Source organism: Pseudomonas chlororaphis subsp. aurantiaca, from assembly GCF_013466605.1.
Classification (GTDB): Bacteria; Pseudomonadota; Gammaproteobacteria; order Pseudomonadales; family Pseudomonadaceae; genus Aquipseudomonas; species Aquipseudomonas chlororaphis_I.
On sequence record NZ_CP059162.1, the window covers coordinates 6,698,686 to 6,717,106 of the forward strand.

Annotated in this window: 14 protein-coding genes; 5 read left to right on the forward strand and 9 right to left on the reverse strand. The window is 62.2% G+C overall.

What is annotated here, in order from left to right:
• The 5 genes from exbD (at window position 1) to H0I86_RS30805 (ending at window position 5,826) form a co-directional block, all read left to right on the forward strand.
• Entirely contained in the window at window positions 1-429 is a 429-nt protein-coding gene (exbD, locus tag H0I86_RS30785; protein WP_007921142.1) for a TonB system transport protein ExbD, read from the forward strand.
• Window positions 426-1,172 carry an energy transducer TonB family protein gene (locus tag H0I86_RS30790; RefSeq protein ID WP_009051572.1) on the forward strand — a complete coding sequence of 249 codons (747 nt, stop codon included), beginning with the start codon at window positions 426-428 and terminating at the stop codon, window positions 1,170-1,172. Before exbD ends, H0I86_RS30790 begins: the two co-directional genes overlap by 4 nt.
• Before the next feature lie 169 nt (window positions 1,173-1,341).
• Complete coding sequence (locus H0I86_RS30795; RefSeq protein WP_009051573.1) at window positions 1,342-2,262, forward strand: hydrogen peroxide-inducible genes activator; 921 nt, start codon at window positions 1,342-1,344, stop codon at window positions 2,260-2,262.
• A 9-nt stretch (window positions 2,263-2,271) separates the two neighbouring features.
• A complete protein-coding gene (gene recG, locus H0I86_RS30800; RefSeq protein ID WP_023967816.1) occupies window positions 2,272-4,347 on the forward strand; it encodes an ATP-dependent DNA helicase RecG in 2,076 nt (691 codons plus the stop codon).
• 78 nt (window positions 4,348-4,425) lie between these two features.
• Complete coding sequence (locus H0I86_RS30805; protein ID WP_124300755.1) at window positions 4,426-5,826, forward strand: aminoacyl-tRNA deacylase and HDOD domain-containing protein; 1,401 nt, start codon at window positions 4,426-4,428, stop codon at window positions 5,824-5,826.
• Between the two features lie 76 nt (window positions 5,827-5,902).
• On the opposite strand, the gene H0I86_RS30810 is transcribed toward H0I86_RS30805, so the two are convergent.
• From H0I86_RS30810 to tssM, 9 genes are all read right to left on the reverse strand, one after another.
• The gene (locus H0I86_RS30810) at window positions 5,903-6,286 is read right to left on the reverse strand and encodes a hypothetical protein (RefSeq protein WP_009051576.1); all 384 of its coding nucleotides are present in this window, start codon (window positions 6,284-6,286) and stop codon (window positions 5,903-5,905) included.
• Window positions 6,287-6,490: 204 nt separating this feature from the next.
• Entirely contained in the window at window positions 6,491-6,700 is a 210-nt protein-coding gene (locus tag H0I86_RS30815; protein ID WP_180923269.1) for a hypothetical protein, read from the reverse strand.
• A gap of 103 nt (window positions 6,701-6,803) precedes the next feature.
• A complete protein-coding gene (locus H0I86_RS30820; protein ID WP_180925936.1) occupies window positions 6,804-7,670 on the reverse strand; it encodes a tetratricopeptide repeat protein in 867 nt (288 codons plus the stop codon).
• The gene (locus H0I86_RS30825) at window positions 7,657-8,529 is read right to left on the reverse strand and encodes a tetratricopeptide repeat protein (protein WP_258019375.1); all 873 of its coding nucleotides are present in this window, start codon (window positions 8,527-8,529) and stop codon (window positions 7,657-7,659) included. Before H0I86_RS30825 ends, H0I86_RS30820 begins: the two co-directional genes overlap by 14 nt.
• Complete coding sequence (locus tag H0I86_RS30830) at window positions 8,510-10,696, reverse strand: phospholipase D-like domain-containing protein (protein WP_180923270.1); 2,187 nt, start codon at window positions 10,694-10,696, stop codon at window positions 8,510-8,512. The genes H0I86_RS30825 and H0I86_RS30830 overlap by 20 nt, the downstream gene beginning before the upstream one ends.
• Before the next feature lie 12 nt (window positions 10,697-10,708).
• Window positions 10,709-13,069 carry a type VI secretion system Vgr family protein gene (locus tag H0I86_RS30835; RefSeq protein WP_180923271.1) on the reverse strand — a complete coding sequence of 787 codons (2,361 nt, stop codon included), beginning with the start codon at window positions 13,067-13,069 and terminating at the stop codon, window positions 10,709-10,711.
• Window positions 13,070-13,090: 21 nt separating this feature from the next.
• Window positions 13,091-14,161 (reverse strand): serine/threonine-protein kinase, encoded by a 1,071-nt coding sequence (locus tag H0I86_RS30840; protein WP_180923272.1) that lies wholly within the window; start codon window positions 14,159-14,161, stop codon window positions 13,091-13,093.
• The gene (locus H0I86_RS30845) at window positions 14,158-14,886 is read right to left on the reverse strand and encodes a PP2C family protein-serine/threonine phosphatase (protein ID WP_102676130.1); all 729 of its coding nucleotides are present in this window, start codon (window positions 14,884-14,886) and stop codon (window positions 14,158-14,160) included. The genes H0I86_RS30840 and H0I86_RS30845 overlap by 4 nt, the downstream gene beginning before the upstream one ends.
• Window positions 14,886-18,413, reverse strand: a complete 3,528-nt coding sequence (tssM, locus tag H0I86_RS30850; RefSeq protein ID WP_180923273.1) for a type VI secretion system membrane subunit TssM — start codon at window positions 18,411-18,413, stop codon at window positions 14,886-14,888. Before tssM ends, H0I86_RS30845 begins: the two co-directional genes overlap by 1 nt.
• Between the last annotated feature and the right edge of the window lie 8 nt (window positions 18,414-18,421).

The following is an 18,421-nucleotide window of genomic DNA, read 5'->3' on the forward strand; positions in this document are numbered from 1 at the left end:
ATGGGCCTGCATTTGAAAGAAGGCGCAGAAGACGATCTCGCCGAAAACCACGAAATCAACGTCACGCCGTTCATCGACGTGATGCTGGTGCTGCTGATCATCTTCATGGTCGCGGCGCCGCTGGCTACCGTGGACATCAAGGTCGACCTCCCGGCCTCGACAGCCAAACCGGCGCCACGCCCCGAGAAACCGGTGTTTCTCAGCGTCAAGGCCGACCAACGCCTGTACCTCGGCGACGACGAAGTGAAAGCCGAAGCCCTCGGCGCCACCCTCGACGCCAAGACCCAGGGCAAAAAAGACACGACGATCTTCTTCCAGGCCGACAAAGGCGTGGATTACGGCGACCTGATGAGCGTGATGGATGCCCTGCGGGCCGCCGGATACCTGAAGGTCGGCCTGGTCGGACTTGAGACGGCTACCAAGAAATGATCACGACGCGCCAAAAACTGACGCGTTACAGCGGTAGCCTGGCCATCGTACTGGGGGTCCATGCGGTCGCGATCCTGCTCGCGCTCAACTGGAGTTCCCCCACGCCGGTCGAGCTGCCACCCCAGGCGATGATGGTCGAGCTGGCGCCGCTTCCGGCACCGCCTCCTCCCGCACCGCCCAAGGTCGTGACGCCACCGCAGCCACCGGCTCCGGTCGAAGAGCTGCCGCTGCCCAAACTCGCGGAAGCGCCGAAGCCGACGATTTCCGTGCCCAAGCCGGTCAAACCCAAGCCCAAGCCACAACCGCCCAAGCCGGTGGAGAAAAAGCCGGAACCGCCGAAGGAAAAGCCGAGCGAAGAGAAGCCCAGCGACGCTCCGCCGACACCCACCGCGGCACCGTCCTCGGCCCCTGCTCCGGGCCCCTCGCCAGCCCAGATCGCCGCCAAGGAAAGCTGGCAAGGCACGCTGCTGGCGCACCTGGCCAAGTACAAGAAGTACCCGCCGGGCGCTCAGGCACGCGGCAAGGAAGGCCTGAACCGGCTGCGCTTCGTGGTCGACGCCCAAGGCAACGTGCTGTCCTATGAGCTGGTGGGACGCTCGGGCAACGCCGATCTGGACCGGGCCACCCTGGAAATGATCCGCCGCGCCCAGCCGCTGCCCAAGCCACCGGCGGACATGCTCAACAACGGCTCGATCGAGATCGTCGCGCCCTTCGTTTACTCCCTGGAGAAACGTCGCCGCTGAGCATGACCCACAGGCGATCCCCAGCAAAAAGGCACCCCAAGGTGCCTTTTTGCTTTTCCAGGCATGACCCGCATGCATTGCCCGGTGTCACAGCGCGCATTGAGTCTGATAACGTGCGTCTATCGATTGCAGCCGGTATGCTTGGCCCGCAACCTCATGGACGTCCGCTATGACTCTTACTGAATTACGCTACATCGTTACCCTCGCCCAAGAGCAGCACTTCGGCCACGCGGCCGAGCGTTGCCATGTCAGCCAGCCGACCCTGTCGGTGGGCGTGAAGAAGCTTGAAGACGAACTCGGTGTGCTGATTTTCGAGCGCAGCAAGAGTGCGGTACGTCTGACGCCGGTCGGCGAAGGCATTGTCGCCCAGGCGCAAAAGGTCCTCGAACAGGCCCAGGGCATTCGCGAGCTGGCCCAGGCCGGCAAGAACCAGCTGACCGCCCCGCTGAAAGTCGGCGCGATCTACACCGTCGGCCCCTACCTGTTCCCGCACCTGATCCCGCAACTGCACCGGGTCGCCCCGCAGATGCCGTTGTACATCGAAGAGAACTTCACCCACGTGCTGCGCGACAAGCTGCGCAACGGCGAACTGGACGCGATCATCATCGCCCTGCCGTTCAACGAAGCCGACGTGCTGACCCTGCCGCTGTACGACGAACCCTTCTACGTGCTGATGCCAAGCACCCACCCCTGGACCCAGAAAGAGAGCATCGACGCCAACCTGCTCAACGACAAGAGCCTGTTGCTGCTGGGCGAAGGCCACTGTTTCCGCGACCAGGTACTCGAGGCCTGCCCGACCCTGGCCAAAGGCAACGACGGCGCCAAGCACACCACGGTGGAATCCAGCTCCCTGGAAACCATTCGCCACATGGTCGCTTCCGGCCTTGGCGTCTCGATCCTGCCGCTCTCGGCGGTGGACAGCCATCACTACGCTCCGGGCGTGATCGAAGTGCGGCCGCTGAGCGCGCCCGTGCCGTTCCGCACCGTGGCGATCGCCTGGCGCGCCAGCTTCCCGCGGCCGAAAGCCATCGAGATCCTCGCCGACTCGATCCGCCTGTGTTCGGTGGCCAAGCCGCCTGCCGCGAGTTAAACCGTCGCGATGACTGAGCTGTCGAAAGTGCCGGTCACGGCACTCAAGGGCGTCGGCGAAGCCATGGCCGAAAAGCTGGCCAAGGTCGGCCTGGAGAACCTGCAGGACGTGCTGTTCCACCTGCCCCTGCGTTATCAGGACCGCACCCGCGTAGTGCCGATCGGCGCGCTGCGCCCCGGGCAGGACGCGGTGATCGAAGGCACCGTCAGCGGCGCCGACGTGGTCATGGGCAAGCGCCGCAGCCTGTTGGTGCGCCTGCAGGATGGCACCGGCGGGCTCAGCCTGCGCTTCTACCATTTCAGCAACGCGCAGAAGGAAGGCCTCAAGCGCGGCACCCGCGTGCGCTGTTATGGCGAAGCCCGTCCCGGTGCCTCGGGGCTGGAAATCTACCACCCGGAATACCGCGCCATCAGCGGCGATGAACCGCCGCCCGTGGACCAGACCCTGACCCCCATCTACCCGCTCACCGAAGGCCTGACCCAGCAACGCCTGCGCATGCTGTGCCAGCAGAGCCTGGCCCTGCTCGGCCCGCGCAGCCTGCCGGACTGGCTGCCGCAAGAGCTGGCGCGGGATTACCAGTTGGCGCCGCTGGACGATGCGATTCGCTACCTGCACCACCCGCCGGCCGACGCCGATGTCGACGAACTGGCCCTGGGTCACCATTGGGCACAGCATCGCCTGGCGTTCGAGGAACTGCTGACCCATCAGCTGTCCCAGCAGCGCCTGCGCGAAAGCCTGCGCTCGCAACTCGCCCCGGCGCTACCCAAGGCCACCCGGCTGCCAGCGCAGTACCTGAAGAACCTCGGCTTTCCGCCCACCGGCGCGCAGCAGCGGGTCGGCAACGAGATCGCCTACGACCTCAGCCAGCCCGAACCGATGCTGCGGCTGATCCAGGGCGACGTGGGCGCCGGCAAGACCGTGGTCGCCGCCCTCGCCGCCCTGCAGGCGCTGGAGGCCGGCTACCAGGTGGCGCTGATGGCGCCGACCGAGATCCTCGCCGAGCAGCACTTCATCACCTTCAAGCGCTGGCTCGAGCCGCTGGGGCTGGAAGTCGCCTGGCTGGCCGGCAAGCTCAAGGGCAAGAACCGCACAGCGGCCCTGGAACAGATCGCCGCCGGCGCGCCGATGGTGGTCGGCACCCACGCGCTGTTCCAGGACGAAGTGCAGTTCAAGAACCTGGCGTTGGTGATCATCGACGAACAACACCGCTTCGGCGTGCAGCAGCGCCTGGCCCTGCGCCAGAAAGGCGTGGGCGGGCGCCTGTGCCCGCACCAGCTGATCATGACCGCCACGCCGATCCCGCGGACCCTGGCCATGAGCGCCTACGCCGACCTGGACACCTCGATCCTCGACGAACTGCCCCCTGGCCGTACGCCGGTGAACACCGTGCTGGTGACCGACTCGCGGCGGGTCGAAGTCATCGAACGGGTGCGCGCCGCCTGCGCCGAAGGGCGCCAGGCCTATTGGGTGTGCACGCTGATCGAGGAATCCGAAGAACTGACCTGCCAGGCCGCGGAAACCACTTACGAAGACCTGAGCAGCGCTCTGGGCGAACTGCGGGTCGGCCTGATCCACGGGCGCATGAAACCGGCGGAAAAGGCCGAGGTCATGGGCCAGTTCAAGGCCGGTGAGTTGCAACTATTGGTGGCCACCACCGTGATCGAGGTCGGCGTCGATGTGCCCAACGCCAGCCTGATGATCATCGAGAACCCCGAACGCCTGGGCCTGGCCCAGCTGCATCAACTGCGCGGTCGCGTTGGTCGGGGCAGCGCCGCCAGCCATTGCGTCATGCTCTACCATCCTCCCTTGTCGCAGATCGGCCGCCAGCGCCTGGGCATCATGCGCGAAACCAACGACGGTTTTGTCATCGCCGAAAAGGACCTGGAACTGCGCGGTCCCGGCGAGATGCTCGGCACCCGCCAGACCGGCCTGCTGCAATTCAAGGTCGCCGACCTGATGCGTGACGCCGACTTGCTGCCGGCCGTGCGCGATGCCGCCCAGGCCTTGCTGGAGCGCTGGCCGCATCACGTCAGCCCGCTGCTGGAACGCTGGCTGCGCCACGGGCAGCAATACGGCCAAGTGTGAGCAGCGTCTCAGTTAAGGGGCGAATGCCCCGATCAAGCTGGTTATACTCCTGAAATTGTTTGAAAACGGATACAGACCATGACAGAAGTTGCCCTCGCCACCGCAGCCCCGCACGCTCCGTCTGTAATCCGGCTGCTGCTCGGCAAACTGAACATCGGCTTCACGGAAGTCCTCGACCACCCGGGCCTGCCAGCCGCGCGCAAGGTACAGGCCGTCCTGCTGGACGACGCCGTCGGCGCGCTGATGGTGCTGTTCCCGCAGAGCCAACTGCTGGACCTCAATCGCCTCGCCGAACTGACCGGCCGCCGCCTGACCGCTGTCTCCACGGAACGCCTGGAGCGCATGCTCGGCAAACACAACCTGAGCCTGCTGCCCGGCCTGCCGGCGCTCACCAGCTCGCCCTGCCTGTATGAAGAAAGCCTGCTGCGCGAGCCGCACCTGCTGATCAACTCCGGCGAGCCGGGCCTGCTGCTGGAAATCACCAGCGACGCCTTCAAGAGCATGCTGAGCAAGGCCAGCGCCGGCAACTTCGGCGAAGCCCTGAGCAGCATCCGCCCGAACCTCGACCGCCCGGATGACGACCGCGAGGAAATCACCCAGGCCATGCAGGCCTTCACCGCCCGGCGCATCCAGCAACGCCTGGAGGCGACCATCGAGATTCCGCCGCTCGCCGAAACCGCGCAGAAGATCATCAAGCTGCGGGTCGACCCCAACGCCACCATCGACGACATCACCGGCGTGGTGGAAACCGACCCGGCCCTGGCCGCGCAAGTGGTGAGCTGGGCGGCTTCGCCCTATTACGCTTCGCCGGGCAAGATCCGCTCGGTGGAAGACGCCATCGTCCGCGTGCTGGGCTTCGACCTGGTGATCAACCTGGCGCTGGGCCTGGCCCTGGGCAAGACCCTGAGCCTGCCCAAGGACCACCCGCAACACAGCACGCCGTACTGGCAGCAGTCGATCTACACCGCCGCCGTCATCGAAGGCCTGACCCGCGCCATGCCGCGCGCCCAGCGCCCGGAAGCTGGCCTGACCTACCTCGCCGGCCTGCTGCACAACTTCGGCTACCTGCTGCTGGCCCACGTCTTCCCGCCGCACTTCTCGCTGATCTGCCGCCACCTGGAGGTCAACCCGCACCTGTGCCACAGCTACGTCGAACAGCACCTGCTGGGCATCAGCCGCGAGCAGATCGGCGCTTGGCTGATGCGCTACTGGGATATGCCGGACGAGTTGTCCACCGCCCTGCGCTTCCAGCACGACCCGAGCTACGACGGCGCCTACGCCGAATACCCGAACCTGGTGTGCCTGGCCGTACGCCTGCTGCGCAGCCGTGGCATCGGTTCCGGCCCCGTCGAAGACATCCCTGACGCCCTGCTCGAACGCCTCGGCCTGTCCCGCGACAAAGCCGAAGACGTGGTCAGCAAAGTCCTGGAAGCCGAAGTGCTGCTGCGCGAACTGGCCTCGCAGTTCAGCCAGCACTAACCCCCAGAAAAAAGCCCCGCTCCCGTAGGAGCGAGGCTTGCCCGCGATGAATCCACCTCGGTCTACCTGACCGGCCTCACGCCTTCGGCTTGGCCTTCTTCGGCTTCAGGTACTTGGTCAGCCCCTGGAACCAGATCACCAGCGCCGGGTTGCCCTTGATCTGGATCGACTTGTCCTGAATCCCGGTCATAAAGGCCAATTGCTTGTTCTTCGCCTGCATCGTGGCAAAACCATAGGCCGCGTCTTTAAAGGCAATGGCGAACGCCGGCTCGGGATAGACACCGGACTTGCTGGTAATCCGCTGGTCCTTCACCCGGAAATGCCGCGCCACCTTGCCGTCCAGCGTCTGCAGCTGGAACACCAGTTCCTTGTCACCCAACTGCTGCTGGAACGCAGGATTGGTCCGGCTGGCCTTGCCCATCAACAGCCCCATCATCCACAGCAGAAAACGAAATTTCATGCGCAAAGCCCCAAAGAAAAAATGAACGGCTGGCGCAGTGTAGCGGCTTCGGAGGGGAACGCCACCGTTATGCAGCGTTAAGGGAAGATGAACGCGTTATTGGTGATTATGACTGCCAAGTCACGCTCGTTTGCGAGCAGCCTTTATAAGTCGTCACGAAGAGACCTGCTCATAATCCTGTGAATCCTGAAACCTGCTCCAGCCTCATCCACTCCTGGGCCAGACAATAGCCAGCACTCCAGACAACAGGCTCAAGGCGAGCAGCACTTTGGCAACCAGGAACGCAACGTCGACGGAGTCGGAAATGCCCCCACTGCCGCTTGCCCCACCAGCAATGCCAGCCAGCCCGAGCAAAGCGCTGAATATCGAGATGGCAAGCAGCAAAATCGCCAGTACCGTGAATATCTTATGCATTGTGCGGCTCCTTTCTCGGGACAGCTCATCAATCCGTTTTGATACTTCGCATAGGCTCGTTGACGCTATTTTTTTCGGGATATTTCTCGTTGTGGGTTTTCCCCTAATAATCGTCATCACGTCCAGTTGGCTTCCAGTTGATGTCTTTGTCGGCGTGATAGCCCTGCACAGGGTTCGGTGGCAGCGGGTGATCTTTGGCCAGATTGGGAAAGCGCAAATCTGGATTTTTAGCAAGTTCCCTGGATACTTTGTAGTATGCATCTTCAGTCTTCTTGTCTTTATTATAAGAAAACTTACCATTTTGAAATACATCTTCTATTTCCATGGCACCTTTCCGCTCACCTAGAGCTGCAGCTCTTTGATAGTAATGCATGGAAACAGGATAGTTCTCATCCGCAATTTCATAATAAGACCCCAGTTTATAAGCTGCATCCGCATAACCCTGTTTCTCCGCGCACCTCAAGTACCCAAGCCCTACAACATCCTTTCTCTTATCATAGATATAAATATATCCGATTCTGGTTTGAGCTTGAGGACTTCCCAAATCTGCAGCCCTAATCAAGAACTGCACAGCGCTCCTGTCCGATCGCACAACACCAACCCCTCTTTGTGTCATTACGCTCATGTCGTAGTAACCCAGAGGAGCTTGCACCTGTATCATTTTCAGGTATAAATCAATCGCCTTGTTCGTATCCTTAGCAACCCCATCGCCACGCAAATATAGCTCTGCAAGATTGTGCATCGCTTTCCAATGGTTCTTTTCTACAGCCTGTTGGTACAGGCTGGCCACTTTGCTCCAGTCGGCCGGACGCTCTTTGCTAAGCACCCGAGCTTGTTTAAACCATTGGTCTGCTTGCTGGTCCAAGGGTGGAGCAGTGTCTTTTTCATGAACACACTTGAAATCGTATGCCATGGAAAAACCACTGCTGCCCAATAGCACAGCAGCCAGCAGTGCTTTAATAGTCGTCATCACGTCCGGTCGGCTTCCAGTTGATGTCTTTGTCGGCGTGATAGCCTTGAATAGGATGCGGTGGAAGTGGGTAGTCTTTGGCCAAATTAGGAAGTCGGAGATCAGGATCTTTATATAGCCGACTAGAGATATCACTGTAAGCACTTGCTATTTTTTCATTCTTCGCATAACCAAAGTCACCATCCCTGAAAGTATTTTCAATCAATAAAGAGCCTTTTTTCAAACCTAGAGCCGCAGCATTTTGATAATAGTGCATCGCAACAGGGTAGTTTTTATCTACTACTTTATAGTACGCAGCAAGCTCGTAATTCGCCTCAGCATCATTCTGATGCGCTGCGCAACGCAGATAGGACTCGCCGAGTTTATCTTTGTTTAATTCATATATATATATATTACCCAATCTAGTCTGCGCTAACGGGCTACCCAAGTCACTCGCCTTGAGCAAAAAGTTCATGGCATCTCTGTTTGACTGAACTACCCCAACACCTCTCTGAGTCATTACGCTCATATCATAATAACCTAGCGGAACCTGTAGTTTGACCATATGCAAATATAGATCGATGGCCTTGTTTGTATTTTTGGTTACGCCATCACCACGGAGATATAGCTCTGCCAAGTTATGCATTGCTTTCCAATGATCTTTATCTACTGCTTGCTGATAGAGACCAGCAATTTTTACCCAGTCAGGAAGTCTCTCTTTACTCATGCCCCTTGCCTGCTTGAACCATTGATCGGCCTGCTGATCAAGAGGGGGAGCCGTATTAATTTCATGGACACACTTGAATTCATCAGCCATAGCCGCTGCTCCAAAAAAACAAAAGAACAAAAAAGATAAATATTTAATCAAGGGCTTTTGCATAAGGTGTCACCACGTCCCAAAATCTGACCAAATTTCCATTAAGCGGTAAGTTTTTCTTCTGATTTCTCCAGTTATCAGTTACCACTTGTTCCCAATTTTCATAATCAAATGCAACGTTCTCACTTAAGCTGCTTTTACTCGTATTGATTGCTTTCCCCGAATGCATCCCCCACAACCGCTCCCGCCAGGTCCGGGTGGTTTGCGGGCTTGGCATGGCGATATTCAGTTCGGAGTCGGAGTTCAGACTGCGTTCGTTGATGTTGGCGGAGCCCAGGGTGAAGAACAGGTCGTCCACCAGCAGCAGCTTGCTGTGTACATAGATGGACTTGTACTGCGCCATGCCTTGTTCCGGGCCGAGGTGTTCGGTGATATCGCGTTCGGTCTGGCGTTGCTCGCGTGTCTTGGCAGTCGCAGTTTCGCCGCCGTCCTTGCAACTGACCAGGGTCGCGACAATGATTTTCAACCCCTTGGGCGGCAGCATCTCCGGCTCCAGCTCGCGAGCCGCGGCCTGGTTGTAGTGTTTGTTGGGGTCCATGGCCAGGAGTTCATCCGCACGACTCGGATCGATGCCCTGCTCATTCATTTGCGTCTGTACCTTGGCCAGTTCCTGATCGCGCGTCGGTGATGCGTCGCGGGCCTTCAGTTCGCGCTGGCGATAGGCAAGCTGGCGTTGATCGTAGAGCAGGTCGCGGTGGGCCAAAGGCATCAGTTCACCCTGACCAAGGGTGTCGAGCATCTCGTAGGTGGAACTGGAGAAGTGCCCGCTCTCCGGGTTGTTGGTGACCACGAACAGGTGCAGGTCCTGTTGTTTGCCGGCGGCGACGTAATCGGCGGCAACTTTCTTCAGGCGTTCGGCCAGCGGTTTGTAGCGGAAGTACTGGTTCTCGATATAGGCGTACTGATGCACATTGCCCAAAGCCTTTTCATATACCTCGAGAATGGTTTTTTCCGGGCCTTCTTCCGGTTGGGTCCGGCAAATCTGCGCGGGCTCTCCACCGTCACGAATCAGGCTCAGTGGTTTGACCGACGAGCGCTCGTGATTCAGGGTGCCCTTGAAGACCCGGCGTATCCAACTGCTGCTCTTGTCCCAGGCATTGCAGAAGTTGTGATTGAGGTCGAACAGCACCGGGCCGAGTACGTGCAGTGAGAGGTCCTGCCAGGGGCCGAAGCCCAGGTCGCGCTTGCCGGCTGCATCGTCGTAGGCGTGGGCGGTGGTGTCCCAGTAGTTGCGCTGCAGGTTGTGGCCCATCACGAGACCTTCCGCCTTTTGCGGGTCCATGTAGTCGACCACCAGGGTTTTCTGGTGATGACTGGGAAACAGGCTCAGGGCCAGCATCTGCATGAAGGGCACATCATGAGACTCGTCCTTGAGCAGTCGCCACAGGATGGCAAGGCGTCCCCAGTGCATGCGCAGGCCATTCTGATCGTCGTAGGTCAACTGTCCTATGAACTCGAAATCCCGTGTACGAAACTCGATATTGCGGGCTTCGCGGCTGTGGACCCAGCGATACCAATCTCGGGTCTCGATCTGTTCGTTCGGGGCTTGAACCGTCCCTCCCGAATCACGGCCCTTGGTGTAGCCGCTGTCCAGGGCATCCAGGCTTTGCTGGATGTCGATCAGACGGTCGCGCGAGGCTCGTCGGCCGGCCTCGTCGTTTGCCGGAAGTTTTTCCAGTCGTGCCTGCTCCTGCTGTTGTTTTTCCAGCAGCTTTTTCCGTTTTTCACCCAGGGCGCTAGTGTCAGCCGGCTTGCCCGCGGTCATTCCGGAACCCATCGATGTTCCGCCGGCGCCGCTCCAGCCCTCGCCGATCACCGAGTTTTCACCGAGCTGGGCCAGTCGATTGTTCCAGATCAGTACCCGTACCTCGACACCACTTTCGGCCTTCTGTCTGAGCAGTTTTCCCAGACTGGGGCTGTCGGTCGAGGCCCGGTCGAGACGCAATCCCGGGTCGAAGCCCCAACTGATGAGGTCGATGCTTTTCGTAGCTGCCTGGATGCATTCATAGACCTTCTTGAAGGCCTCCTCGCCACACACCAGCGGCGTCACTACGTTGCCTGCCGGACGTGGCGGGCTTAGCGGATTGTTCTTGTGGGCGAACCAATCCGAGGTCAGGGTTGCGGCGCTTTCTTCAAGCGAGATCGACAGTTTCTGATCGAGGTATGTCATGGAGTGCTTCCTTTACTCTTTCTGCTCGCTTTGATCCGCCCACAATTGGCGGAACGCCTCACTGCTGCTCAACGCCTCCAGAGAGGCAGCCGCGCCCGGGAAGTCGCGATATCCCTCACGCCCCAGGCGCTCACTGCGTTGGCGCGTCTGTTCGGTCGAGGTTTCGCTCATGTCCAGGTTGAAACGGTGTCCGTTCACCGTTTCCACCGAATAGTTGCGGGTACCGGGAATATGCTGGAAAAGCACATTGCCCTTCTCGTCGCTGAAGCCTTTGTCGATAAGTGCGCCATCGGCGTAGAGCTGATAGGGCTCATCCGGATACCCCGGCATGTTGGGCAACGGGGAAATACGGATGCACAGTTGACCCGGCACGGTTTCTTTCGCCGGGTTGGCCAATGCCTCCTCCATCAGGCTGCCGGCCTTGTCCGCATCGGCCGCCCCCGGCAGGCCCGGCATCAGAATGCCGATCCCCGTCCCACTCCCCGGCGCTCCCCCGGCATTGATCTTCACCACCGGCCCCACCACCGTGACGCCGCCGGCATCGAGTTTGATAAAACTCCCCCCGGCCTTGATCGTCAGTTCGCTGCCGGCTTCGATCACCATCTTGGCGCCGGCCTTGAGGTGGATTTCCTGGCCGGCTTTCGTCAGTTGCGCGGTGCCGAGTTTGATGTGCTGGTTTTCGCCCACGGTCAGGTGGTCGTCGACGCGAGTCTCGGTCTTGCGGTCGACGTGGGTGATGCGGTGTTCTTCGGCCTTGAGTTCGGTGTAGGTGTTCTTCTCCACCGTGTCGTGGCGTTCGTGGCCGATGCGGATTTTCTGGTCGTGTTCGATGTTTTCATCCCAGTCGCGCTGGGCGTGGATGAAGATCTGTTCGGCGCCTTTTTTGTCTTCGATGCGCAGTTCGTTGTAGCCGGCGCCACCCGGTGAGCTCATGGACTTGAAGACGGTGCGGGTCTTGTTCGCCGGCAGGGCGTAGGGCACCGGGTGTTCCTTGTGGTACAGGCAGCCGGTGATCAGCGGCTGGTCGGGGTCGCCTTCGAGGAAGGTCACCAGCACTTCCATGCCGATACGCGGGATGACGATGGCGCCGTAGCGGTCGCCGGCCCAGCTGGAGGACACGCGCAGCCAGCAGCTGGTCTTGTCGTCGGCCTTGCCTTCGCGGTCCCAGTGGAACTGCACCTTGACCCGCCCGTACTGGTCGCAGTGGATTTCCTCGCCCTTGGGCCCGGTGACCACCGCGGTCTGGCTACCGAGCACGCGCGGTTTCGGGTGGTTCAGGGCCGGACGGTAGAACACCTGCCAGGGCGTGGCGAGGAAACGGTTGCGATAGCCCTGGTGGAAGTCGTCCTTGTTGTCGGTGGTGTCGCTGGTCACCGACTCTTCCAGCACCTGCGGCTGCTTGCCTTCGTGGACGATATGGGTCAGCAGCCAGAGGTCGTTCCACTCGCTGCGCGGGTGCTCGGACAATTCCAGGAAATGGCCGCTGACCAGTCGTGTCTGGTCGCCCCAGCCTTCGGCCTGCTGGTAGTCGGCGCGGTGGCGTTCGAGGGCGCGCTGGCTGAGGAATTTGCCGCGCGCGCGGTCGGTGAAACGGCCCGGGTAATCGTAGTCCTCCAGGTCCGGTTCTTCGCTTTCGGCCTCGGGTCTATAGGCCGCTTCCAGTTGCAGGCGCGGTTTCTCGAAGTCGTAGTCGCGGCGGGTGGTACGACTGGTGCGGGTTTCCAGGCGCAGGTTGAAACCCTTGATCACCGGCTCGTCGGCGACCATGCCGCTGCCCTGGATATAGGCGGTGGGCTGGCCGAGCTTGGGGAACACGGTCTGGTCGTCGCCGAATACCAGCAGGTGGCCTTGCGGGCTGTGCTGGAAGTGGTAATGCAGGCCTTCCTCTTCGCACAGGCGCTGGATGAAGTGCAGGTCGGTTTCGTCGTACTGCACGCAGTAGTCGCGGTCCGGGCACGGCGTGCCGAGCTGGAACCGGTAGGCGTTGCCCTGGATGCCGTGCTCTTCGAGGATCAGGGCGATGATCTTCGGCGCCGACAGCTGCTGGTAGATGCGCTGGTTGGTACGGTGCTCGAGGTAGGCCAGCTGCGGCACCAGCGACACCTTGTAGCGGGTCAGGCGCTTGCCGGCATCGCCCTGGGCCACGCGGTAGATCTGGCCGTGGATGCCGCTACCTTGCGGATCAAACGCTAGAAAAGCCTGCTTGTGCAGCAGCGTCTCCAGGTCCAGGTCGGGGTTCTCGCTGACCAGCTCCAGATCGAAACGGAACGGCTGGCTGATGCCTTCGATCCCTTCGAAAGACAGCACCTGCAAGTCACCCTGGAAGTCGTCGACCGTCAGGCTGAAGTGGGTTTCATTGGAAGGATTGAACATAGCTTGCTCCCTGTTCGGTGGTCATCCGTTACGCCGATGGAACCAGCGTTGCAGCCAGGACGAATCCGCGCGCATGGCGTCGCGCAATGCTTGGGCGCAGATGTTGCGTTGCGCCGCGTCGAAGGCCAGCGCCGCGCGCAGGGCTGGCCAACAGTGTCTGGGAAGGTTCTTGGGCGCCTGCAGCGTGCGGTCCAGGCGTTCGTCGCGGGCCTGGGTCGACGGCAACCGGCGATACGGGTGTTTGCCGCAGGCCAGCTCAAAGATCACACAGGCCACCGCGTACAGATCGGCGCTGGCCGACAAGGCCCCGCCCTCCAGCAATTCGGGGGCGGCATAGCCGGGCGTCCAGGCGTTGAAGCGGCTGCGGCTGAGTTGCGGCAGGCCGGGCAGCACGCCCTCCTCGGCCTGGCTCAGGCCGAAGTCGAACAGCCGCACGCCGTCTTCGCAGAGCATCACGTTGCTCGGCTTCAGGTCGCCGTGCAGCACACCGCGAGCGTGGCTGTACGCCAGGGCATCGAGCAGTGGCCGCACCACATCGCGCAGCTCTTTCCACGGCAGGCCCAACGGCCGCTCGCAGAGCAGTTTGTCCAGGGTCAGGCCGCGCATCAGCTCCATGGTGATGAAGGCGCGCTGGCACTGGGTGTCCACCTCGAAGCTGTGCAAGCGCACGATGTTCGGGTGGCGCAGGCGTCGGGTCAGGGCGAACTCGCTGTAGAGCAAGGCGCTGGCATCCGGCGTCTCGGAGAATTCTTCGCTCATGACTTTGAGCGCTATGTAAGGGTCGGGATCGCCGAACTGCTCATGCAGCAGGTCCCGCGCGCGGTAGACCGCGCCCATGCCACCGGCCCCGAGCAGGCGCTCGAGGCGGTAACGTCCGGCCAGCACATCCGGCAGCCCGCCCACAGGCACCACGGCCTTGGCCTTGGAGCGGGAGCGGTTCCTGAAGCGATTGCGACCCTTGCCCTTGGCCTTGGCCTTGGGCGCCACGGGACGCGGCGCCTCATTGGCCTTGGCGAAGGCGAAATAGGTCAGGTTGCTGGCCTCTTCCTCGCTCATCAGGATGTTATCCAGACCGGATTTGAGATCACTCATTGGCGGATCACCACGGCTGTCAGGTTGTCCCGTGCCGAGCCACGCATGGCGCCGTCGAACAGACGCTCCAGCGCCACCTGCGGCGAAGCCAGGCTCAAGGCGTTGCCCAGCGCGTCGCTGGTCAGCCCCTGGTACAGGCCGTCGCTGCACAGCAGGAAGGCATCGCCGGGGTAGACCTGCAGCTCCAGCACATCCAGGGTCAGCTGCTCGCTGGCGCCCACCGCCCGGGTCAGGGCATTGGCCGCCGGATGGGCCCGCGCCTGCTCGACGCTCATCTGCTGCTCGTCGATCAGTTGCTGTTGCAGCGAATGGTCCTTGGACAGCTGGTACAGACGCTGCCCGCGCCACAGGTAACAGCGGCTGTCGCCGGCCCAGATGCACGCCGCGCGGTCGCCTTCCAGCAACAGCGCGACCACGGTGCTGCCCATGATGCTGTCGTGGCGCTCGGCGGTGACAGTCAACTCCTGGCCCAGGCGCCGGTTGAGCCAGTGCAGGCACTGGCGCAGACCCTTGAGCCGCTCGTCGAAACTGTCCTGCGCCGGCAACTCGGCCAGGCTGGCGACGATCAACTGGCTGGCGATGTCGCCACCCTGATGCCCGCCCATGCCGTCCGCGACCACCCAGAGCCCCTGCTCCGGACAGTCGAGGAAGGCATCTTCGTTGCGCGCCCGAACCTTGCCCGGGTCGGTGCGCGCCGCGCTGCGCCAGGTACTGGCAACCAGCATCAGAGCTGCACCGGCATGCGGAAGGTGCGCAGCACGCCCATGTCGAACGGGTTCGGCGTGCGCTGGCTCATCAGCAGGTAGTTGGCACGCAGGCCGCCCAGGTCGGCCTTGAGCACCAGCACGTCACGGCCGGTCAGGTACTCGGTCTGCATCAGGTCGAACAGCCGGAACAGCGACCAGGGGCCGGTGTTCTTTTCGATGCCCACCGGGCGCCCGGCCATCTTGTCCAGCACCAGGCTGGTGCGGCCGTCTTCGGCATCGGTCGGCCACTTGAAGGACACCGGCACGATCGGGCCGTGGCGGTATTCCATGGTCTTGTCGCCGAAACGGAACTCGGAGCGGCTCACCGCCGGGTCCAGGGTGTAGGGCTCCAGCTTGAACTGCACCTGCGGCTCCGCCGGGTTCTCCGAGAAGAAGCTCTGGCGGATCACCTGGGCCGCGGCCATCTGATCGAGGTAGACCTTGGACATCGGCAGGCTGTGGCCATCGATGCTGCGCAGGCGGTAGTTGCCCGGATCGCCGCTGACGAAAGGCCGCATGTAGGTTTCGAAGAAGCGATCGGCGATACCCTGGGCCTTGAAGAACTCGCGGAAATCGCTGATGGCGACATCGCTGGTGCTGTGGGCGCTGAACGGGTAACGCTTGCTGATGGCCTTGCCGTAGAAGCTGTACAGCTCGCTCTGATAACGCTGGTTGAGGTACTGGTAGGAGTCGTTGAGCACCAGGCGCCAGGTGTCTTCCGCCAGCACGTTGAACCATACGCTCACCGGACGCGGCAGGCGCACCGAGGCGTTGCGCAGGCTGCTCAGGGCATCGCGCTGGCCGCTCATGCGGGTCTTGGCCATTTCGAACGCCGCCTGCTCGGGCGCGCTGGCACGGGCCAGGCCGGCCAGTTGCAGTTGCAGGTCGTTCAGCGCTTGCAGCGCCGGCGTCAGGTCAGCGGCCGGGCCATTGTTGTCGTCCAGCAGACGGTGCAGCGGTTCGAAGCGACGTTGCAGCGACTTCTTCGCGGTGTCCGGCAGGTTCTTGGCCAAGGCTTCCTGGGCCTTGCCCGCGGCAGCCGCCGCGACCTTGCCCAGCGCCCCGCCCTTCTCCGCGGCCTTGTCCGCCGCGGCGGTCACGTCTTCGGCGCTTTCGGCGATGGCCTGGAAGCGGGTGTTCTCACGCACCTCCACCAGCAGTTGCAATACAGGCGAGTTGGCCGAAGTCAGGCCGGCGACCTGATCGGCGCCTTCGCCAGCGTCGTTGAACGGTTGCAGGCCGACCTGGCCGACCGCTTCGCTCCAGAAGTTGGCGTAGTCACGGAAGTACAGCTGTTCCAGCTCCACCATCAGGCGGCGCAGGTCCATGCCGCTGATGCCGCTGCCTTCGCCCAGCACCCAGTTGTCACGCAGGATATCGGTGACCAGCGCCGTGCCCTGGACCGAGAAATACTGCTGGTAACCCTGTTGGGTGTAGAAACCCGGGATCGCGTAGTCGGTGCCGACGAACAGGCTGCCTTGCGGCCCCAGGTGCTGGCTCAGACGGTACTCCGGCAGGCTCCGCGCCTGTTCGCGCAGCACGCGGTAGACCACGTTGGCCAGCGACTCGCTGCGCAGCACCTGGCGCGCCTGGGCCACCAGCGTGTCGTTGAGCGGGTAGCTGAATGGCAGCTTGAGCAGGCGTTCGAAGTGCGCGTTCAGGCCGTTCTGCACCGCGGTGTTGCCGGCGTAGCGCGTCGACCAGTCGCTGGCTACCCAATCCTTGAGCCAGGACGGATCGCGACGGTCCTGCATGTTCAGCATCAGGTACGCCCGCAGGCTGTTGAGCAGGCGGTCGCGGTCGCGCATGTTGCTGCGGATCTGCCCTTCCAGCATCTGCGCTACCCGTGGCAGCAGCTGCGCTTGCAGCTCACGCTCGTAGGCGCTGAGCACCACCGGGTTGCTTTCCTCGCCCTGGTACAGGCCGACCCGCTCGTGCAGCGAGACGTCGCCCTTGGCCGGAAACACCTTGGTGGCTTCGAAGCTGGTGTCGAGGGTCTTGAGCGCCGCCATCGCGTCGTCGCGGGCGGTCAGCGCGGTGCGCTGCTGGTTCCAGTTCTGCGCCAGGGAGCGCAGGCTTTCCAGGCGCTCGTAGTTGGCGGAGAAACCGCCGGCCCAGAGCAGGCCGAACAAGGCCAGGGCCACCAGCGCGCCAACGTACAGCGCACGCTGGCCCCAATGGATGCGATTGCGCTCGCGCTTGTCCAGGCCAGCCAGGTCGGCCTCGGGGAAAATCACCCGGCTCAGCAGGTGGTGAATGAAGCGCGAACGACCGCTGCGCAGGGTCGGCAGCACACCGGCCGCCATGCCCAGGCTGGCGCCGATGCCGGCGGTATCGGGGTCGAGTTTTTCCGTCAGGTGCGGCGCGCTGGTCAGGTAGAAACCACGCAGCTGGCTGGCCCGCTGGTAGCGGTTGCCGGTGAACGCCATGTCGACGAACAGGCACAGGCGCTCGCCGATCTGGCCCAGCTGGTGCGGGAAATCGAGGATGCGACCACGGCGCTGGGTGTCGCGCTCCTGATGCATGCGCATGATCACCTGGCTGTTCAGGCGGCGCAGCAGCTCTTCGAACTCCTGGCGCAACACCGCGACGTCGGTGCCGTTCTGTTCCTTGCGGAAGCTGGTGCCGAGCACCTGGTCGCTTTCCTCGCGGCTCAGTTGGTCGAAGAACTCGTCGAAGCCCAGCAGCTGGTCGGCCTTGCTCAGTACCAGGTATACCGGTACGTCGACGTGCAGCTTCTGGTGCACGTCCTGCAGGCGCGCGCGTACCTGGCGCGCCAGGGTGTCGAGGTCCTGCTCGTTGCCGCTCAGCAGCAGTTCCACCGGAATGGTCACCAGCACGCCGTTGAGCGGACGCCCGCGACGGCGCTTGCGCAGCAGGTTGAGCAAGGTGCCCCAGGCGCTGCCGTCAACTTCCGCGTCGGGCTGGGTCAGGTAGCGGCCGGCGGTGTCGATCAGCACGCCGTGGTCGGCGAAGTACCAGTCGCAATGCCGGGTGCCGATGGTGTCGCGGGTCAGCTTGCGGTCAATCTTGTTGATCGGGAACTCAAGGCCCGAGAAGTCCAGCAGGCTGGTCTTGCCACTGCTCTGCGGGCCGATCAGCAGGTACCACGGCAGGTCGTTGCGCCAGCGCTCGCTGCGCCCACGGTACAGGCTGGAGGTCTTGAGGGTGCGCATGGCTTCCTTGAAGCGGCTGCGCAGCTCTTTCTGTTCCTCGTCGATCAGCTCTTCACGGCGCAGGCGTTCCTGGCCGTCCTCGCTGTCTTCCATTTCTTTCTTGCGGATCCCGGCGCGCCAGCTGACGAAGACCATGGTCAGGCCCCAGATCAGGAACAGCACGCTGATGGTCAGCAGGCGCGAGGTCGCGCTTTCCCAGAACTTGTAGTCGTTGACCGCCAGCAGCGGCCCGACGAACCACACCAGCAGTGCCACGAACAGCACCAGCAACAGCGTCCAGACCCATGTCTTGCGCAGGAAGGCGCCGACTTTCTTGAAGAAGTTTTTCATCACACGTC